The organism is Nostoc sp., from assembly GCF_036918015.1.
Classification (GTDB): domain Bacteria; phylum Cyanobacteriota; class Cyanobacteriia; order Cyanobacteriales; family Nostocaceae; genus Nostoc.
This window is the reverse complement of sequence record NZ_JBALEO010000060.1, coordinates 87814-107446: the sequence shown is the minus strand read 5'-3', so window position 1 is coordinate 107446 and position 19633 is coordinate 87814. Positions and strand designations below refer to the sequence as shown.

Genomic DNA, 19633 nt, shown 5'->3' with positions numbered 1-19633 from the left:
ATTTTTCCCGGAAGATGCTGGCTACCCCTAGAAAAGATTATTGGTAGATGCACCCTGATAACTCACTCCCCTAGTAGGCTAACACCCACTGGGGGTTTTTTTATTTAAAAAATAACTCACCTTTGTACAAATTTATCCTGATTATGGTCTTCAACCTGAGAACACTTAATTGGTAGATGCACCCTGATAACTAACTCCCCTAGTAGGCTAACACCCACTGGGGGTTTTTTTTGCCGTAGACGCGTACTGGTGAGCCACATAACCGGAGTACATCTCTATCACTGTTGCTACTGCTGGTAGACCTTGAGTATCCTCCTGTTTACAGGATAGAGCGTAACTTAGTCACTCAATCTCTGAATTGCTTTCTTTTTATTGTTACCTAGAGATGCCACTCCAAAATGATTGCTATGATATTTAATCACATTCTTAATTTTTTTTATATATTTTGACGAGTTCCCTTTTAACTTTCACTATTTGTCTGCCTCACCAAACCTTACCTTCTTACTCAGTACAGACTAACAGACTAAGTGTCACGCTAACGCTAACAGCACTCCTGAAGCAATTGAAAACTGCTAGAAGTTCCAATTTTTTAGCTGGTTGGGATTAGACGGTATTTGTGTAGTAAATAGGCGGTCTAAAATTTCTGATTTCTGTTCCGAACTGAAGTTGTCATAAAAATTTTCAAGCTTGTCAACTATGCCGAAATTTCTGAACGCCTCTAAATTAGAATCTGGTTTTTCAATTAGAGATTTTTGTCTATTCTGGGAATAAGTAAGTATATCTACTGTATGATTATTCTTTCGATGCACAAGCTGCATCAATAAATCCATTGCAACAGTTGGCAGAACGCGGTAGGTAGAAGTCACAAAAAAATCAAAAGTCATATTTCCTAGACGGATGCGATCGCCATTTTTGAGCTTAATCGGCCTAACACTGCGATTACCATTCACAAACGAGCCATTGGTACTGTTGAAATCAATTAAGTAAAAGCCTTGCTCGTCAATATGCTGAATAGCAGCGTGGCGACGAGACAGATGATTGTCAGCAATGCAAATACCACTGGTGCGATTACGACCTATCGTCCAGATTTGTTGTGGCTGTCGTAAACTCTGAGTCTGATTGTCGCCCAAGTTAGTCATCAAATAAACAGCAGCACTATCCACTACACCATGTACGTAACCCGTCGTCTTGACTCTCCTCAACGACGGTTGAGATAGGTTTTCTAGCTGAAGAATTTCATCTAAAAGGTTGCTGTGGTGTTCATACAACTTGAGAAATACTTGATATAAAGTTAATCGCCGTTCTATTTCCGTTTGTGCAAAGTCAGTCATTATACGTAAACCTTATACTACCTGATTGTCGGTTGTAATATACATCTCCAGCCGACAATCAGGAATAATTGATTTTTTGCTTTTTGCTGCCATCTAAAAAATTTAGTGGTTTAGGATCATTCTATTTTAGAAATTTTAGATTCCCTGTTATTTATAGCCATGAAAAGCATGTAAATACCTTTAGAAAATTATTATGATGCTTTATTGTTTATTGTAAATAATCATTTGTTATTTGTAACAGATAAAAATCATAAAGATTTCATGAAGAATTAACAAACATCTACGTATTTCTGCTAGATATTTGGATATTTCTTAATATTCATGAAAGTGATAGCTATGGCTGAACCTAAACATTATACATATTTGGTCAATTCTGAATGAATCTAAGTTTTTATCGAGAAGACTCAGGGATAATTTTCCCAGAAGGGAGAAAAGTTCAGCATTGTGATTCTGATAAAATAAGTTTTTTAAAATTGTTAATAAAAATGGAGAGCTTAAAAGCAGTGAGTTGAGGCTATTCTGCTAATCTAAAATAATTTATTTCAATAAAAAGGGTTCATCCGCCAGGATAATTTAGAATCTAATATAGGAGCATATTCGGATAGAACTACAGCGACAAGAGAGGCTATTCCCGATGAATTGGGAAACCCCATCCGTCTATAGGTTAGGGTAGTTCATACTTTAAAATTACTACTTTAAAATTACAACAAGCCTCGTTTCCCATTGGGGCGCACGGTCATCCAATTTGTTTTTGCTAGTGCTAGCTGCTCATCTGAAATTTTGGCACTGGTGAGATTAGCACCACACAAATTAGCTCCTCGGAGGTTAGCATTGCTGAGATAAGCATTGCTAAGGTCTGCCCCTCGCAGGTCTGCTCCTTCTAAATCAGCATGGTTAAAGTATGCTTTGCTCAAATTAGCATCCTTAAGATTTGCTCGAGTCAGACTGGCTCTGCCAAAGTCACTATTGTGAAGATTAGCTCCCTGAAGATTGGTTTTTTGCAATTGAGCAGAATGGAAATTGGTTTGAGATAAATCAGCACCTTGCAGATTTAGCAAATTTAAATTGTGTAAGGCAAAATCTCGTCTTCCCTTCAGATAAGCTGTTAATAAACCTTGGGTATCTAACTTTCGCCCAACTTTAGAATTTTGACCTTGTGAACTATTGCTGTTGCTACTGAAACTCGTTGATTTGGCCATCCCAGAACCCTGGTGCGATCCCGCAGCTTCTGCTGCCTTGGCTCGTCTAGCACGAATCGCTGCCGCTACCTGTGCCACTCCAGTACTGGTAGCAGCCGGGTTGTTACATAAAACAGCAGAATTTTCCAGGTAGTTATGTGTTCGCTCTTTAGATCCATGATCGGATTTAATCAGCAAACCCTTGGCTAAACTATCTAAGTATGGTTCTATTTCCAATGCTCTGAGAACTTCTGCCGCTGACTGATAGCGATTACGTACAGACACCTCTAACATTTTTCGTAACACATTGCCCAAGTGATCGCTCACTTGCACAAGCTGCTCCCACATCATCTCACCAGTGTTGGGATTGTAATCTAAATCTTTAGGAGTTTTGGTAGTCAGTAAATAAATGCATGTTACCCCCAATGCATAAATATCACTGGCGTAGACTGGACGCATAGCCATTTGCTCTGGAGGTGCAAAACCAGGAGTACCAATTGCATACGCAGTTAATGCTGTCTGTCCTGATGGGCCTGTCGCACCTTGGCTGATTTGGTTTTTGACGGCACCAAAGTCGATAAGTACCATTCTGGCATCTTGAGTGCGGCGGATTAAGTTGGCTGGCTTGATATCACGGTGAATCACCTTTTGATCGTGGATGTATTGTAACAGTGGCAAAGTCTCGCTCAAAAATTGCTTGACTCCGGTTTCGCTCAAGATGCCGTTATGTTTGACCTCCTCTTGCAAGGTGTCACCACTAATATATTCTTGAACTAAGTAGAATTGCTCGTGATCTTCAAAATAGTCTAACAATCTTGGTACTTGGGGATGATTGCCAATCTTACCTAGAGTTTTGGCTTCTCGCTCAAAGAGTTCTCTGGCCATCTGTAAAACGTGTGGGGCGCTTCCTGATGGGCGTAATTGTTTGATTACGCAACTCGGTTCTCCTGGTAAGCCTTGATCGTTGGCTAGGAAGGTCGCTCCAAAGCCGCCCTGACCTAATGGTTTGATCACCTGATAGCGATCGCGCAACAGTAGTTGCGAGCCACAAGACTGACACCTTTGGTTATATACCAAATTTTCTGGATTGGAACAGGTAGGATTTAAGCAGTAGCTCATGCACTCTCAACTCGCTGCACGAATAATCACGGGGAGTGTTATACTCCCTTTCAATTATTTAGACATTAATCAACTCTTGCAAGGTAATTTCTGCTGGAAATCGTTTGAAGAGTTCCTAAAGTTTAACTGAGATTACCTAAAGCGATGGCTAAACAAGATTATTTATTATACTTAACATAGGCAAATACTGTTTATGCTACTTTCTACCAATTCCTAATTCCTAATCACGCTCTCTCAAGGCTTGTGACGTTCATCGCGCTATTATACCATTCAGAAAATCAGCTTTAATCTGATTTTTGCATGGAAGAATTGGTATTAAAAGGTATTGGAGGGCAGTGCCCAACGCCAGTTACTAATTTGGGGAAACCCCAGACGACGCTCGCGGACTCGCTCAAAGCGTTGGCGCAGCCTAAGAAGAGAAGCCATGCCGTTGGCGAACGCGAGTGCGTGTCGCAGACAAGCCTCTCGTACCACTTTGTGGAAGCAAGCTACGCGTAGCGTCTCCCAAAGGGAGAGACTAATGCCAGGAGAGAAGACCGCACTGGCTACCCTACAGAAAGTCACTGTAGGATTTTGGTTGCCCAAATTTGGAGGCAATTTAGAATCATCTCCATTAGTCGTTAAGAGATTATTAGCTAGCTTTCATGTTCACACTAGTCATCTGTTCGATAAGTGCAAAAACATCACTGCGGCTGAGTTTCTCTTTACCATTAGCAAGGGCGTCAAGAGTGCCGTTTGCCAAGGTGAAGGGGATTTGACAAAAATCTAAGGCTGGCCCGGTAGGAAGGTCTTTGATATAAGCTTCGGCCAGCCCGATATTGCGTCGGGCATACTCTTGCATATTTTCTGCACTCCAACCTTCTGGGAAGAATTCCACTCCACGCCCCAAATCTTCAGTATGGTTACGCAGGATATTAACTGCTTGTAAACCCCGACCAAAACCAATCGCCTGGGTACGGTTCGTTTGTGTTCCATCATACCAAGTCCATAAATCAGAAAGTAACAGTCCCACTGCACCTGCAACTCCAAAGGTATAACGATCTAAATCAGATTCTGTATAAATTTTCCAGTTTTTTTCTGCCCAATAAGCCATCCGGTCTGCCATTGCAGCAGTGGCATCCCAAATTCGAGGTGCAATAGTGTCTGGTGCTAGCAGTAACCATTCTCTAATCCTCAAAGTGACTTCTTCTAATGAATTCTCATACCCACTAAATCCTGCAAAGAAAGCATCTACCGCGAAGCCATCAACTCCTGCCTGTAATGTCAGGCTAATGGTTCTTAACAGCTTTGCTTTAGTAGCGTTATCTAGTTCGGGATGATCTTCAATTTCATCAATGGCACGCATACACAAATATGCTGATGCTACTGCTTCTTGTAATCCTGGCGGTAAAACACTAATTGGGATATAAAAAGTTCGGCTAGTTTCTTTGAGGATTTGCAATGCATCTCTACGTAAATTCATGTTTTCACTCCCCACTTGATTTTTGCACCACATGAAGTTTGCAGTTTTTTGATGATACTGGATATAGTTTTGACTAAACCTTAAAAACTATAGACTATAAGATACGCTAGTATTTCATCTAAAAATTGATAGTTTTTGGTATTGCAATTAACAAAACTCTGAAATTTATCAAAGTCTAGTCTAGTATAGAGGTTTTTGGGTGCAAAAGTGTTTGAAGTGTCGTTTGATATAGCTTTCATAAACTTTTAGTATAGATATAAAGAATTATGGTAATATTTGGTTAGATATGACGAAATTTTTCCATAAGCAAACATCCATTTTAGAGATTTGAAAGTGCTTTAAGTCTGCGTTAATCTGACTAACAAAGTGTAATTATTGTATATATAAAGACAATTCAGGAAAAGCTGACAACGGATAACAGCATTTGTACATACCTTTGGATGGGTACAGTGGTTTACCGAAGAGTTAGGGTCAGTTAAATTGGACGACATATAAGGCTGCAATGCCTGAGTTGAACTATACCTAATTTATTGGAGTCAGAACCGCTTTGCTGTTCAAAGTGACATAAAGTGACCAAAACTTAGAACAAGAAGTTCCCGTATATTTACGAGATTGACAATAAAAAAATTGCCTGTTTACCCACTCAACACAATATTTGTGAATATTTAGCCTCTCATCTCATGTCCGCTTGATTGCTTATTAAACCCCAATAACCCCAAAGAGCTTAAGCTACACTTCGTCTCCACTCCCCGCTTGTCTACAGTGCACACAAGCCCTAAAAACCTAAGCTTGATGAGGTCTTTCTCATTCCCATGCAGAGTATGGAATGAGAGGACAATAAGTTGTTCGGCATCTAGTTTTACAAGACAATCTAATACAGGAAACGTTTTCTGGCGCTAAATTATCAAATTTAAATGCGCGACAGCTTAGGAAATCGAGCTTTTTTCGACTTGTGTACACACTAGCCCTGATGCGAAGAGGGGATTAAGGGTAAGCATCAAGAAATTAATAATTTTTTAGATTGACCACTCCCAATCTGCTCTTACCAAGGGGAAGTGCCGCAGGCAGTGGGGTTCTTTGTATGCGTATTCGTGAAGAATCGATATTATAGTCCAATACGGTTCAGTTAAGCCTAAAACTCTTTGTCAAATCCAATTTTTTTTAACGAACCGCCAAGGACGCCTTCTCTGCGAGAGGCTCCGCCAACGCCCAGCGTCTCGTCAGAGAAGGACGCAAAGAGAAGAAAGAAATGCTTAACTGAATTATATTGTATTATAGTCCAGATTATGTTTACACAAAAACAAACCGAACAGTCTGTAAAGAATTAAAAAAATATCGAAGTATTCCTAATTATTAAATTTTCTGAATCCCTTGTTGATACTGTAAATATTTTTTCTGTAATTCCTCTGGAATGGGAATAAGACGATTATTTTGCAGACTGACAAAACCACCCTTCTGGCTAGCCACTGCTGCTAACTCATTGTTAGATAAAATTTCAGCTTGCACAGTCCACTTTAAGCGTCCTAAACCACTCAGCCATAAACGTCCAATCACTCGATCAATAATTTTTATTGGACGTTTATATTCAATCTCTGTTCCAGCTAGAATTGGTGTATATCCTTGTTCAATTTGTTGATTGAGTTGCCAATGTTCATCTAAAAACTTTAGACGTAAATCCTCTAACCATCTGATATATACGATATTGCTCACAATTCCCATAAAATCAATGTCGTATGTTTTGACAGGAATTGCTAATACTACTTCAAATGGTCTGTGTAAGTTGTTATTTACTAGCATTATTTCTTTTGATATTTTTTAATACTGCTCGGTCTGTTCAATTAAAGAGAAGTTTTCAAGTATTGATTCAGGTGATTAATTACCCTATGGATATGAATTGAATCTCCATAAAGCTTGCTCATCATTATGCCTCCTTCTAGTGTTGCGATTATGATGGTAGCGATTTCATCAGCACTCACTTCCGGGCGAATTTCACCCTTTTCAATTCCTTTTTCAATAATTCGACAAATTAGATGTAGCCAAGAGTTCATGGCTTGTTGAGCACGTTCTCGCAACGCCGGATGAGCATCATCACTTTCCACAGCAGTATTCAGCAGTGGACACCCTCCCTTAATCGGTGGATTTTCTGCGAAGCTACTAAACACCCCAATGATTGCTTGCAGACGTTCTACTGCATGGTATTTGCTTCGTAATGCAAATCTAGTATGCTGCTTAATGCGAGCGATCGCAAAATCAAAAGCCTGTAGTGCGAGATCGTCTTTGCTTTGGAAGTGATTGTAAATTCCTCCTTTCTGCAATCCAGTTACACGCATAATGTCTGACATCGATGAACCTGCATACCCCTGTTGATTAAACAGTTCGGCTGCTTGCTCAAGAATTCTGGTTTTTGTTTCTTCGCCTTTGGACATTACAGCGATTTTGATAGTAGGGAGTTTATTAAATTGAAAATTGCTGTAAATAAAATATTACCGACCGAATGGTTTTATTTAAATTATCATGATAGTTGCTTGTAAGTCAAGTTTTTTTCAGCACTGGGTACAGAACTAGTACAGTACGGCGTAAATAAACCACCCATTCAAAACCAATGAAATGCTTACGCTGTATTAATTTTTAATTTTTAATTCCGCCTTGCGGTACTAGGCATTGGCTATAGCCAAAGTTTGCCAATGCAGACTTCACCTAGTTATAGACGCCGTTAGTTTTGATGCTACCCACCATAATTAATCAGGATTTTGGCATTATCAGGAATTTCAGCAGCAATGTTGGCGATTTGACCTTTGCCAAACAGGATTTTGACTGGATTGCAAAAAACAAAGTTTTCCATGAGTCATTAAACTAGGGAATCGGAATTGACCTTGAGTATTGTAATCACTTTCAGGATGTTGCCTAATTGCAGCATAATACGATATATCGCGTCTCTACAAAGTTTGGTATTATCCCTATGCTTACTAACTTGTAGGTAATTTTTTGAGAAACCAGTCCGTAGGGAGTTTGACTGACTGCGGTGTATTATCCAGATAATTGAACAATATACAACGCGAATACGCTAGACGTTTAATCATACTTACGAGTAAAATACGGTAAGTGCATCGCCTTACGTGGTTTTATATGTAAAACTGTAGAAAAACCTAGTTAGAAGTTGAGTTGAGCAGAGCGACTGACCAATAAGCAGTTATCAAAGTCTGTTTGAGCTAAACGCCAGTCGTCATGCTTACAAAAACTTCCACACAGGTTTTAAGTTGTCCAGGAATCCTTGAGAAACGCAATAACTTGTCATAACTAGCCCTGTCTACCACTGGGCTATAGTTTGGCTGAGTTGCTGCTCTCTAACTGCTCGTAGTTAAGTCAGTGAACAGTTATCAAGGCTTCGTTTGGGGAATTAATTAACCCTTACCGACGCTGCTCACTTATAGAAGTGGGAGACTCAACAGGACTTTGATAACTGATAACTAATTGTTGAAACCCCCGAAGAGTATGCACTATCTATTACTACCGTTCTTAAGCTTTTTTGTTGGAATCATCGTTGGTTTGACGGGAATTGGTGGAGCGTCTCTCATCACCCCAATGTTGATTTTTATTTTTCAGGTTCCGCCTTCTATCGCTGTGAGTTCTGATGTTGTGGCGGCCACCTTGATGAAAATTGTTGGTAGCGTCAAGCATTGGGAACAGAAAACCCTCGACACAGAAGTTGTCAAATGGCTGGCCTTTGGAAGTGTTCCAGGCTCATTGTTTGGAGTGGGGATTTTGCACTTTATTAAACATACAGGTGAATATAACCTAGATAATATCTTGCTCCGTTTGCTTGGCGGGATGATTTTGCTAGTCACAGCCTTAGCACTAGTGCAATTGTTGTTATTGACTTTTTTCCCCAAATTTAATTTACCCGAACTGCCAAAGTTAGATTTAGAAACCAACTTTGGTCGATTTATAACAATCACCTTGGGAGCAATTTTAGGCTGTTTTGTCGGTCTAACTAGCGTCTCATCAGGTTCAATGTTTGCCCTAGTGCTGATTGGGTTTTTCCGTCTTGATGCACGAAAGTTAGTGGGTACAGATATTTCACACGCAGCGATTTTACTGCTGTTTACAGCCCTTGGTCATCTCAGCTTGGGAACAGTTGATTGGAGTTTGGTACTGCCTATATGGCTAGGCTCTGTGCCTGGGGTGTTACTAGGCGCTAAAATCTGTCAGGTAGCTCCGCAACGCCCACTAAGGTTTATCATTTATGCCATTTTGATGATGGTAAGTTGGAAATTAGTTCATCAGGTGTAACCAATTTAAAATTTTCAATTCCAAATCCAGCATTCAACATCCAATATTGATTAACTTCTGATCCAAGGCAGTAGAGTGAATGTACCTCGCTCATACATAATGAACAGACCCAAGCCAATTAACACAAAAGGTACAACAGCGTTACCGTAGCGACTTAAAATATTAGCAATGGTAGGTTGACGGCTTAAAAAATAAGCGATCGCACACCAAACCCCTACCATGATAAAAAATATACCTAAAATTACTCCCAAACTGGCAAGGTCATGACCAGCGAATAAAGGGATATATATACTTATATTGTCACCACCATTTGCAATCGTTACTGCTGCCACTTTATAGGTTTGGGGATGCAAAATACTCAAAATAAAAGACAATACCGGGTTAGTAGATGTTGGCTGGTTAAAATCACTACTGACTGTCTGAACTGTTATAGTATCTTCTTCTTTATATACTAAGTGGTGAATCCCAATACCAATTGGTAGCAATCCTAGCAATCCTATCCATTCTCGCTGTATGACCAATCCACCAAAAAATCCTGGTAAGCTAGCGATGATAATGGCTGAAAAACCCAGATATTGACCAAGTAAGATATGCCGCCGCCGAAAATTAGCATCTATTTGTGAAAAAAATATTAACAAGATAATGATGTCATCTATGTTAGTGGCGATGAAGGCAATTATCCCTTCACTGAAGGCTGTCCCTAGCTGACTCATGCTGGATTTTTAGAATCTACGATTTACCACCATACCAAATTCACTAATTCGTAATTCGTAATTCGTAATTCGTAATGACGCTCGTTTCTCGCTACCGCTACGCTAACGTAATTCGTAATTATTGACGAAATACTCGCGCGTCATTATCAATCACGAATTATTTTAACCTTCTGGTACAACTTAGATTTAAAATGACACAGTAATTATTACTGACTCCTCAATTCTTCTTTATCTTAAAATATGAACGAGTTAGTTACTGCAATTACTACAGGGGCAATTGCATTCATTGCTACTAACATCGATGATATTGTCATTCTATTGTTGTTTTTTTCTCAAATAAATGCTAACTTTCGCCCTCGGCATATAGTTGCTGGTCAGTTTCTCGGTTTTACAGTTCTGTTAATCCTTAGTCTTCCGGGTTTATTTGGTGGGTTAGTTTTATCAAAAAACTGGATTGGATTACTTGGTTTACTACCAATGTCTATAGGTATCAGTAGCTTAGTGAATCGGGAAGAAGATTCATCAAAAGAAATTGTAGCTGCCACAGAAGAAGCCGAAGCATCAACAATTACTAGCTTTTTTTCTCCACAAATTTATAGTGTGGCAGCCGTTACAATTGCCAATGGTAGCGATAATATTAGTGTCTACGTGCCTTTATTTGCTAGCTGCAACTTAGAGAGCTTTTTGGTAATTATCGGATTATTTTTTCTCTTGTTAGGAGTTTGGTGCTACGTAGCATACAAATTAATTAACAATAGAGTCATAGCTGATGTATTGACTCACTATGTTAATTATCTTGTACCTTTCGTTCTGATCGGATTAGGCGTTTTTATTGTATTAAAAAGTGAAGCTTTAAGTCCAATAAAGCTCGCTGCTAGTAGTATCTGTTTGATGATTTTGGTGAAAAACAATGAAATTACCGATAAAATTGGCGAAAATTCTAGTAGATAAACGAGCCAATTTTAGATTTTTATCGAGGAAGGCAGGAGGAAAACGTTTTTGTTTTGCTGAGTATAGTTAAAAAACAAGGAAATACTCTTAGACTTTTCTCCGAAAATAGTGCCTGTGCTGTCTAAATACTGTCCATTGGTATCGAAAACAGTTAACCCATCTGGAAAAAGAGGGGTAACGACATTATTTAAAAATCTTTGAAAATCATTATTAGAAACCTGATATAACTTGCTCAATCAGGCTGAGGCGAGACTGAGTAGAGGTTAGACCTGTAGAGACGCGAAATTGGATTGGGTTACGCTAACCTCCTGCTGTGCTAATGCGTCTCTAACAAGGATTTTGGGCTTAATTGATGGGGATTCAGACCCCACCTGAATCAAACTTTACTCAACCACTCATTCTCCTCTGGGTCTTTGAATAGTGAGGTGCTGAGGTAGCGTTCGCCGAAGCTAGGCTGGATCATGACGATTAGGCGACCTGCATTTTCTGGCCGTTGTGCTACTTGAATAGCCGCATATAAAGCAGCGCCAGTCGAAATCCCCGATAGCAATCCTTCTTCTTTTGCGAGGCGACGGCTGTAAGCGATCGCTTGCTCATCTGCTACCTGAATCACTTCATCTACCAGTTCTGAACGGTAAATTGCTGGGATAAATCCCGCGCCAATACCTTGAATTTTGTGAGGACCTGATTTACCACCTGTTAATACCGGACTGTTGCTGGGTTCAACTGCGATCGCTTGAAAACTCGGCTTCCGTTTTTTAATAACTTCTGAAACTCCCGTAATCGTCCCACCAGTACCCACTCCCGCCACGAGAATATCTACCTCTCCATCGGTATCATTCCAAATTTCTTCGGCTGTGGTTTCGGCGTGAACTTTCGGGTTGGCGGGGTTGCGGAACTGCTGCAACATATAGGCATTGGGCGTTTTAGCTACAAGCTCCTCTGCATGAGCGATCGCTCCTCGCATACCTTCTACCCCTGGCGTTAACTCTAATTGAGCGCCATAAGCTTTGAGCATCGATCGTCTTTCATGGCTCATTGTGTCAGGCATCGTTAGAATGAGATGGTAGCCCTTGGCAGCTGCCACCATCGCTAGCGCAATTCCTGTATTTCCAGAAGTCGGCTCTACTAAAACAGTTTTTCCGGGGTGAATCAAGCCTGCTTCTTCCGCCGCTTCCACCATACTCGCGCCAATCCGGTCTTTCACAGAAGATGCTGGATTCATGCTTTCTAGCTTCACCACAATCCGAGCAACCGCTCCTGAAGCTTGGGGAATCTTGTTTAATTGAACTAAAGGAGTTCGGCCGATTAACTCTGTGATATCTTTCGCTATCCGCATGTGGGTACTCCGTCGTGTCTAAATATAATACATTGGACTCTGCTGGGCGCGAGTTTCTCTTTCCTCGCACAAGTTTTGGAGTGTATAACGACCCAAAACTTCAATTGAGGCAGCGTTAGCTTGCTCCCAAACTTCATAAACCAGAGTCTTTTCCAGAGTCGGAGAGTTAGAGGTATCTTTCTCTTTCCGCTCGCCTTCAACCAAAGTGACAATTTCAAGTATTGTAATCTGCCAAGGTTCCCGAACTAAAACGAAACCTCCTTTAGAGCCGCGTTGACTCTGCACCACACCAGCACGCCGGAGGTTGGTCAAAATTTGTTCCAGATAGCGCTCAGGTATGGGTTGCTTGGCAACGATCTCGCTCATGGTTAAAGGAAGTTTTTTTCCGTGGTGGCTTGCCAGTTCTAATAGTGCCAGCAATGCGTATTCCACTTTGGAAGATAGATCCAAGAGAGCGTAGTTTTGGCTATTCAACACTGTACTCAACATACTACGGTGAATTGAGGGACTTATCGCAGTTTATGCGAAATTAATTTTTTTCAACTGTGGAATGTGATAGCATCCCACTTATTACCCACAAAAACACTATACTCTATCGAATTACCGTAGATTGTGATATTACACAATTCCCATATAAGGACTCGCTCTTTTTCTGGGAATCATCCTGAGTTTCTGTTTTCAGAGCCTCACCTACCAACAAAAATCTCAACAGAGTATGCTAATAACTGATTTGCGAACCATTTTTGAGCGTGACCCAGCAGCCCGTAACTGGCTAGAAGTATTGTTTTGTTACCCTGGACTGCAAGCTCTAGTGTTTCATCGATTGGCGCACTGGCTGTATAAAATTGGAATTCCATTCATACCAAGATTCATCTCTCATATTAGTAGGTTTTTAACCGGAATTGAAATTCATCCTGGGGCATTAATTGGCCAGGGAGTGTTTATTGACCACGGGATGGGAGTAGTGATTGGCGAGACTGCGATCGTGGGCGACTATGCTCTGATTTATCAAGGTGTCACCCTTGGCGGGACTGGGAAAGAAAGCGGTAAACGCCATCCAACTTTAGGCTCTCATGTGATTGTGGGAGCGGGTGCGAAGGTATTGGGAAATATTCAAATTGGCGATCGCGTCCGTATTGGAGCCGGTTCTGTGGTGCTACGAGATGTCCCTAGTAACACTACTGTAGTTGGGATTCCAGGGCGCGTAACTCGTCAGAACAACTCGTCTAGCAACGTTCTGGATCATGATAAAGTACGCGACGTAGAAGCTGAAGTCATCCGCGCTTTATTTGAACGTGTCAAGTCTCTAGAGAAACAGTTTGAGCAGTTGGAACAATCAAGTTTGTCTCCAACTGAACTTGGCGACGAACCAACCGACAACCCTAAGAGCAAAAACTCTGATGGGATGATTGAAGATTTTCTTGATGGTGCGGGAATTTAAATTAGGGAATGGGGCATGGGGCATTGGGCAGGAGTTCTTTAATTTTGAATTTTGAATTGATTTCTCCTCCCCACTTCCCACTCCTAACTCCTAACTCCTAACTCCTAACTCTCCTCTTTAAAATACCCATAGGTTCTTATAACCTGATATAAATGTAATACTACGGTTAATTTATCGGAGAATAGTTTTATATAATATGGTGTCTTTGTACACAAGCTTATCTAGTTCAACCAGTAACAATACTAAGCAACTTTTTGCGCGTAGGTCATTTCTGCCAGAGCATCATAACGACCTTTGGAAGATTGAAACGGGTTTTGTGAGAACTTTTAGCTATCTGGAAGATGGTACAACTGTCGCTCTAGGATTGTGGGGCCCTGGAGATGTCGTTGGTAAGAGGTTGTCAAAATTAGAACCTTATCAGATGGAATGCCTAACTAAAGTGGAGGCAACAGTTTTACCTCTAGAGGAGTGGACTGAACTAACAGAAACTCTACTTGCCCATATCCAACAGGCTCAAGAATTGATGATCATTCGTAGCCATAAAAAAGTGGATACTATGCTCATCAAGCTGTTGGCATGGTTATCCAAAAAGTTTGGTTCGGAAGTTGAGAAGGGACGTTTAATAGATATGCGTCTGACTCATGAAGATTTGGCGGAAATGCTTGGTTCAACTCGTGTTACCATCACTCGTGTTCTTGGGCAGTTTGAACAAGAGGGCTTGATCGATCGTCTCTCCTTACATCGAATTGTCCTAAAAGAAGAAGAAATTTGGTACTACGAAATTTAGATTATTTCAGTAACACCAGCTATCGCCGTCAGCATTGGGCTTGCCGACAATTCTAAGGTTTAGAGATTCCAGGTAAGCTAAACCGCTAGAAATTTGTGCCACTGTTCCCCGCAGTTCAATGTCAAAGCATCCTTCGCCATCTGTATTTGGTTGTAGCATAGCCTTGGTAATATTAACTACTAACCCGTAAGCAGAAATTAACTGCGAAATTACGGGCGCTTGTAGATAGCTTTTGGGAATATGTATTCGCAGACGAATCTGAGTGACTTGGCTTTTTTCAGAAACTGAAGAAACTAGTGATAATCTGTTTTGGGAATTGGTTTTTTGGTGATTTAGTGCTGCCATTGGATAGTGGTAATTTTATTAATTAGCGTAGGCGTAGCCCGTCGTAGACATCGCTACCGAGACAAATCCAGCCAAATTGCCCTTGAATTACGAATTACGAATTACGAATTACGAATTATTAACTTAGCGATCGCTATAAACGCTAGACAAATCCAGCCAAATCGGTAGTCCCAGTTTTTCTAAATAACTCAAGCTAGAGTAGAGTTGCTTTGTTCTCCCCCACAAATCCAAGTCAAACCAGCCGTCATCTTGCGTATCGGGTTGAAGTATAGCACTGGTGATATTGACTGTTAGTCCATAACGAGAAACTAACTCGGAAATCACTGGTTCTTGGTAATAAGATTTTAAGACGCACAGTTGCAAGCGCAATCGATTGGTTTGACCGAGAGAAATCCATTGCTGGAATTGTTCTTGCCATTTATTTGTCAACCATGCAGAGTCTTTGGGACTCAGTTTGGTAGCTGGATTTGGGAAAGGTAGAGTGTGCTGGTTGGATTGAATTTGGTTAGCGATCGCTAATTCCAGCAAATTCACTCCCAATCCTTGCAAGTAAGATAGGCTATTTGTCAGTTTTTGGGGATTTCCTGAAAGTTCCAAATCAAACCAGCCATCGCTGTCATTGTCGGATGTCAGGGATGCAGCTTTGATATTGACAGTTAAACCATAACGAGACACCAGCCGAGAAATTACAGGTTGCCTGTTATACCGTTGAGGCACAAGAATTCGACTGTGGACTGAAGCAGGTTCTACAGATTTACTCTCAGACATCAGATTAATTTCCAATAGCGATGCCTCCGGTGGTAACAGAGCGACTGGTGAGCGGAGTCGAACCATGCCGAAGTGCTACGTAATTTTTGGGTTTGGCAGAAAATCTTACTAATGCCGTGCCCCTACAATTCAACTGTGTGTGGTTGAATATCAGCCTCATAGAAATTTTCATATTTCTGGCTTTTTATTTAACTACGGCAACTCTACAGATTTAATGTATTTAATTGTTATTTACAGGAAAATATCACAAAGTTCGCAAAAAAGCAATCAGCAAATTAACGTAAGTTAGGAGCAGTTTATGTAGAGTACTTGACGCTAAACGAATTGAGAATTTATTTCATCTGTCTCTTTGCTGATATCGTCATTATCTTGGAATCAAAACTGAACGCATCCTTTTTTTTTACCCGACCTCACCAAATCGCGTTGCTCCCGTTCGATGTTCTTGTGAGAGAATAAGTTACACATAGCTTTTAGGGACTTACATGAATAAACCCTAAAATATCATCACCTGACCCTCCAACTGGGGAATGTCGTTTACAAGATTTAAGTTTTAATAAGCACCGTATTTATTCACGAGTTCCTCACATTCTTTTTCTAATATCAAGCATCAAGATTTAGGCGCTCAAGTATTGCATTAATTATCTTGAGAATTCACCGTCTTAAACAACTTTAATAACGTGAGTATAATCTATATGAACTTTAAACAATTTGGCGTATTACTGTCTATATCTACAATTTTTGGAATGAACGTTATTGCGACCAAGACTGTGGCTCAAGATTTACCTAGTATTACTTTTGGAGCAATAACAACGGTTGGATGTAGTGTTACAAATACGCTTCCTGGATCTGCACCTATAACCTTACCGATCGCCTTGGATCAAATCAGTGCAAGCGAGGGTCAGCGTCAAAGGTGTATTTTACGTGCTCAGACTTTTATTCCTAGTGGTTTCTTTGTCAAAGATATACAGATACTGTACCAAGGAAGTGCTACAGTTAGTTCAATGAGTAAAGGTGCTAGCTTAAGCAGAACCTATAGCTTTAGTGGTGGTGTTCTTGGTCAAGACATATCTCCCCCTAAAACTACCCAGTTTACATCTAACGGTTCTAATGGATTTGCGGAGCAAGATTGTATTACTGTTCTATCTACTTCATGTGGTGGACAAGGACTATTAGGTATTAATATAATTGCACAATCATCACTAGGAAGTTCTATAGACATCTCCAAAATAGTAATATCTTCTGGTGAGCTGTCACGTTGCTAAATTTAATAAACTGTATTACTTTCATTTTTAATTTTTAGCTCCCATTTAATCAGACCACCTTCATTAAGCAATTTACTCGACTTATTTGCCAGATATTTACCGATTGATGTTGGGGAATCGCCTCATATAATACCGCCCCTTTTTTATCAACCGAAGGTCTTCAAATGCCTTTTCTGGTATCGTATTAGCGTGAATTAAGATGAGATTATCTAAAGTTTTTGCCTCTTGGAAATCCTATGCACCTACTTTACATCCGACTTGTGTATAGACGGTAGCAAGGAGCGGGAGGAACAAAAGAAATGCATATTGCGTTACAAGGGGGCAAGGAGAGAAATAGCTTTTCATTGCCAATTACGGCAGCTTCACGGACGGATACAACTACCGCCACAAAGATTAAAACCTCTTAATACTTAGTTAAATTAAAGACATAGACAAGGACGAGAGCGATCCACACGCAACTACATAGGACTTGGTTGGTAGTTGAGCTAATTATTAATAAACTGACAGATCATTGCTGGTGCGATCGCGAAAACTTTAAACTTTAAGTTCATATCCTAAAATTACCTTGTTCTTGACCCTGTTAGGATATTAATCAGCATAAGATAGTCGGTTAATTTCTGATTATAAAGTTTCATGATTAATATTACTAAATTAAATAAAATTGACTTTCTCGTTTTGATTGGGATTGTGATTATTGGTCTTATACATTTACCTTTTCCATTTGACGGAGATCAAGCATTTTTTCGGCTTGGTGGTTTGGAGATGCAACAAGGAAAGTTACTGTATCGTGATTTTTGGGATGTGAAGCAACCGGGGATTTTTTGCTTTTACTTTTTGGCAGGAACTTTCTTTGGTTTTAATGAGATTGGCATCCATCTCTTTGAACTTATTTATATGGTGTTTCTGTCTATAGTATTGTTGCTGAGTCTAAAAAGCTATTTTCAGCATCCGATAATCGCAAGTCTAGTACCTTTGTTAACGGTTGGTGTTTACTATACGGTTTCACAGCCTTGGCATCTTACTCAAGTGGAGGCACTGGTTGGTTTGCCTTTATTCATTTGTATTTGGCTGACTTATCAATCTTTTAAATGTGAAGGAAGACAAAGATTTTTTCTACTTTTACTGTCAGGTTTTATTGGTGGGATTGTCCTCATATTTAAATTAATACTTCTGCTAATATTGCTTTCATTTTGGCTAACTCTGTTAATCTATTCTGTGCTAATAAAACGGGAGGCAATTCAAAAAGTTTTTGTAGAAATATTTGTTCCAATTTTTATGGGGATTATATTTCCTATTTTATTTATTGTTAGCTATTTTGCTTGGTTTAATAGTTTACCAATTTTGTATCAAACATTCTTTTTATATCCACCTCGGATTGTTGCTAATTCCCAGTTCGATCCAAGTGGGCTTTTTGCAGGAATAAAATGGTTCTTAAATAATTTTTACCCTCTACTTTTAGCCGCTACTGTTGCAGTAGATGTATCATTGCGTAAGTCTAAGAATATATTGACTTTGCTACTTGTTATTTGGTGTATTTTTGCTTGGGGTGTGATTGCTCTACAACGTGGGGCATTTTGGGAATACCATTATTTACTATTGTTTATACCTTTAGGGATTTTAGCAACTAAAGGATTAGATGTTTTATGGGAGTCTTTAAAAAAATTGAGTTCCCCATTTACTACAATCTTGCTAATATTTTTGTTTTTCTTACCTTTATCGCACACTCTTATAAAAAAGAGTGTTGTTCTGGTTAATAATAACTTTGCTTTAACTGAAGATACACGATTCAAATATCAGACTGTTTTTAGAGAAAAATATCCGTCTCTTCGTTCAGAGGCTGAATTTATCTCTCAACCAGGAAGTCTTCCTGGTAAGATTTATGTAGCTGGCGATCCATCTATTTATTACTTTTCTAATCGGACTCAGGCAACATCACTACGTGGTTGGGCACTTGAATATTTTCTGCCTGAGCAATGGACAAAACTTATAGAAGAGTTAGATTCATCTAAGCCTCCTTATATCTTTATTGATTATATTCAGCAGCCTACTATCAACAAAAATTTTCCAAGAATGCTAGAATTTCTTGAGGGAAGATACCGTATTTTACGTCAAAATAATAACGGTACTTGGTATACCCTTTTGTAGACAAACCACTACAGCAATTCTAAATCATTCATGATAAACAAGATCCCCGACAACTTTTACGAAGTCGGGGATCTGCGGGTTACAATTCTCTTAAAACCAGATAAATAAACTGTTTGTGTTGCTATAACCCTTACCAATCACTTGCTTTAGTATCATCCCAGACTTCCAATTCCAAATCGCGGAGATAAGTTAACCCGCTTTGAATTTGTGCATCTGTTCCTTGTAGTTCAAGGTCAAACCAACCATCTCCAACAGCATTGGCTCCCAAAATCGCTGCCGTGATATTCACAATCAGTCCGTAGTCAGACACCAGGCGAGAAATAACAGGTTCCTGGTGATAATCTTTAGGAATTCTGAGTCGAATCCGTTTATTGGTAAGTGTATTGTCAGTAGCCATATCTGAATTATTTCAATCCCTAATCGGGATTGGTACAGAACTACTCTTAACCCTAACGGTAATTTCCTTATAGGTACTAAGTAGATCGTACCATGTCCCATGATT

At 39.8% G+C, this 19633-nt stretch carries 19 protein-coding genes and 1 pseudogene; 6 read left to right on the top strand and 14 right to left on the bottom strand.

The features are described from left to right. Window positions 1-572 precede the first annotated feature (572 nt). From V7K61_RS14235 to V7K61_RS14205, 7 genes and pseudogenes are all read right to left on the bottom strand, one after another. A complete protein-coding gene (locus V7K61_RS14235; RefSeq protein WP_335053925.1) occupies window positions 573-1331 on the bottom strand; it encodes an FHA domain-containing protein in 759 nt (252 codons plus the stop codon). A 701-nt stretch (window positions 1332-2032) separates the two neighbouring features. Continuing rightward, a complete protein-coding gene (locus V7K61_RS14230; RefSeq protein WP_335053923.1) occupies window positions 2033-3628 on the bottom strand; it encodes a serine/threonine-protein kinase in 1596 nt (531 codons plus the stop codon). Between the two features lie 315 nt (window positions 3629-3943). Further along, window positions 3944-4225, bottom strand: coding sequence for a hypothetical protein (locus V7K61_RS14225; RefSeq protein WP_335053921.1), 282 nt, complete (start codon window positions 4223-4225; stop codon window positions 3944-3946). A 34-nt stretch (window positions 4226-4259) separates the two neighbouring features. Further along, window positions 4260-5090 carry a squalene/phytoene synthase family protein gene (locus V7K61_RS14220; RefSeq protein WP_099099359.1) on the bottom strand — a complete coding sequence of 277 codons (831 nt, stop codon included), beginning with the start codon at window positions 5088-5090 and terminating at the stop codon, window positions 4260-4262. A gap of 1353 nt (window positions 5091-6443) precedes the next feature. Further along, entirely contained in the window at window positions 6444-6887 is a 444-nt protein-coding gene (locus V7K61_RS14215; RefSeq protein ID WP_335053919.1) for an acyl-CoA thioesterase, read from the bottom strand. Between the two features lie 41 nt (window positions 6888-6928). Next, complete coding sequence (locus V7K61_RS14210) at window positions 6929-7516, bottom strand: TetR/AcrR family transcriptional regulator (RefSeq protein WP_335053917.1); 588 nt, start codon at window positions 7514-7516, stop codon at window positions 6929-6931. A gap of 274 nt (window positions 7517-7790) precedes the next feature. Beyond that, window positions 7791-7932, bottom strand: a pseudogene (locus tag V7K61_RS14205) (NADH-dependent alcohol dehydrogenase); the annotation flags it as partial. A 650-nt stretch (window positions 7933-8582) separates the two neighbouring features. Here V7K61_RS14205 and V7K61_RS14200 point away from each other — a divergent pair. Beyond that, on the top strand, window positions 8583-9380 hold the full coding sequence (locus tag V7K61_RS14200) for a sulfite exporter TauE/SafE family protein (RefSeq protein WP_335053915.1): 798 nt from the start codon (window positions 8583-8585) through the stop codon (window positions 9378-9380). 50 nt (window positions 9381-9430) lie between these two features. Here V7K61_RS14200 and V7K61_RS14195 read toward each other — a convergent pair whose 3' ends face one another. Continuing rightward, window positions 9431-10093: a cadmium resistance transporter gene (locus tag V7K61_RS14195; RefSeq protein WP_335053913.1), complete on the bottom strand. Its 663-nt coding sequence runs from the start codon at window positions 10091-10093 to the stop codon at window positions 9431-9433. 240 nt (window positions 10094-10333) lie between these two features. Between V7K61_RS14195 and V7K61_RS14190 the strand changes: the two genes are divergently transcribed. Continuing rightward, window positions 10334-11044 (top strand): cadmium resistance transporter, encoded by a 711-nt coding sequence (locus V7K61_RS14190; protein WP_335053912.1) that lies wholly within the window; start codon window positions 10334-10336, stop codon window positions 11042-11044. Between the two features lie 11 nt (window positions 11045-11055). Here V7K61_RS14190 and V7K61_RS34120 read toward each other — a convergent pair whose 3' ends face one another. The 3 genes from V7K61_RS34120 to V7K61_RS14180 form a co-directional block, all read right to left on the bottom strand. Then, window positions 11056-11280, bottom strand: coding sequence for a DUF3574 domain-containing protein (locus tag V7K61_RS34120; RefSeq protein ID WP_442936315.1), 225 nt, complete (start codon window positions 11278-11280; stop codon window positions 11056-11058). Between the two features lie 140 nt (window positions 11281-11420). Next, window positions 11421-12383, bottom strand: a complete 963-nt coding sequence (gene cysK, locus V7K61_RS14185) for a cysteine synthase A (protein ID WP_335053910.1) — start codon at window positions 12381-12383, stop codon at window positions 11421-11423. 18 nt (window positions 12384-12401) lie between these two features. Continuing rightward, the gene (locus V7K61_RS14180) at window positions 12402-12872 is read right to left on the bottom strand and encodes an RrF2 family transcriptional regulator (RefSeq protein ID WP_335053908.1); all 471 of its coding nucleotides are present in this window, start codon (window positions 12870-12872) and stop codon (window positions 12402-12404) included. Between the two features lie 226 nt (window positions 12873-13098). Here V7K61_RS14180 and cysE point away from each other — a divergent pair, with 226 nt between their 5' ends. Both cysE and V7K61_RS14170 read left to right on the top strand, forming a co-directional pair. Next, window positions 13099-13824 (top strand): serine O-acetyltransferase, encoded by a 726-nt coding sequence (gene cysE, locus V7K61_RS14175; RefSeq protein ID WP_442936314.1) that lies wholly within the window; start codon window positions 13099-13101, stop codon window positions 13822-13824. Window positions 13825-14020: 196 nt separating this feature from the next. After that, window positions 14021-14611, top strand: a complete 591-nt coding sequence (locus V7K61_RS14170) for a Crp/Fnr family transcriptional regulator (RefSeq protein WP_335053906.1) — start codon at window positions 14021-14023, stop codon at window positions 14609-14611. Window positions 14612-14617: 6 nt separating this feature from the next. Here the strand turns inward: V7K61_RS14170 and V7K61_RS14165 are convergent, their stop codons facing one another. Continuing rightward, window positions 14618-14956, bottom strand: a complete 339-nt coding sequence (locus V7K61_RS14165) for an NIL domain-containing protein (protein ID WP_335053904.1) — start codon at window positions 14954-14956, stop codon at window positions 14618-14620. A 123-nt stretch (window positions 14957-15079) separates the two neighbouring features. Then, a complete protein-coding gene (locus V7K61_RS14160) occupies window positions 15080-15724 on the bottom strand; it encodes an NIL domain-containing protein (protein WP_335054112.1) in 645 nt (214 codons plus the stop codon). 743 nt (window positions 15725-16467) lie between these two features. Between V7K61_RS14160 and V7K61_RS14155 the strand changes: the two genes are divergently transcribed. Then, a complete protein-coding gene (locus V7K61_RS14155) occupies window positions 16468-16986 on the top strand; it encodes a hypothetical protein (RefSeq protein ID WP_335053902.1) in 519 nt (172 codons plus the stop codon). A 633-nt stretch (window positions 16987-17619) separates the two neighbouring features. Then, entirely contained in the window at window positions 17620-19131 is a 1512-nt protein-coding gene (locus V7K61_RS14150; protein ID WP_335053900.1) for a hypothetical protein, read from the top strand. Window positions 19132-19261: 130 nt separating this feature from the next. On the opposite strand, the gene V7K61_RS14145 is transcribed toward V7K61_RS14150, so the two are convergent. Then, complete coding sequence (locus V7K61_RS14145) at window positions 19262-19528, bottom strand: NIL domain-containing protein (protein WP_289797696.1); 267 nt, start codon at window positions 19526-19528, stop codon at window positions 19262-19264. Between the last annotated feature and the right edge of the window lie 105 nt (window positions 19529-19633).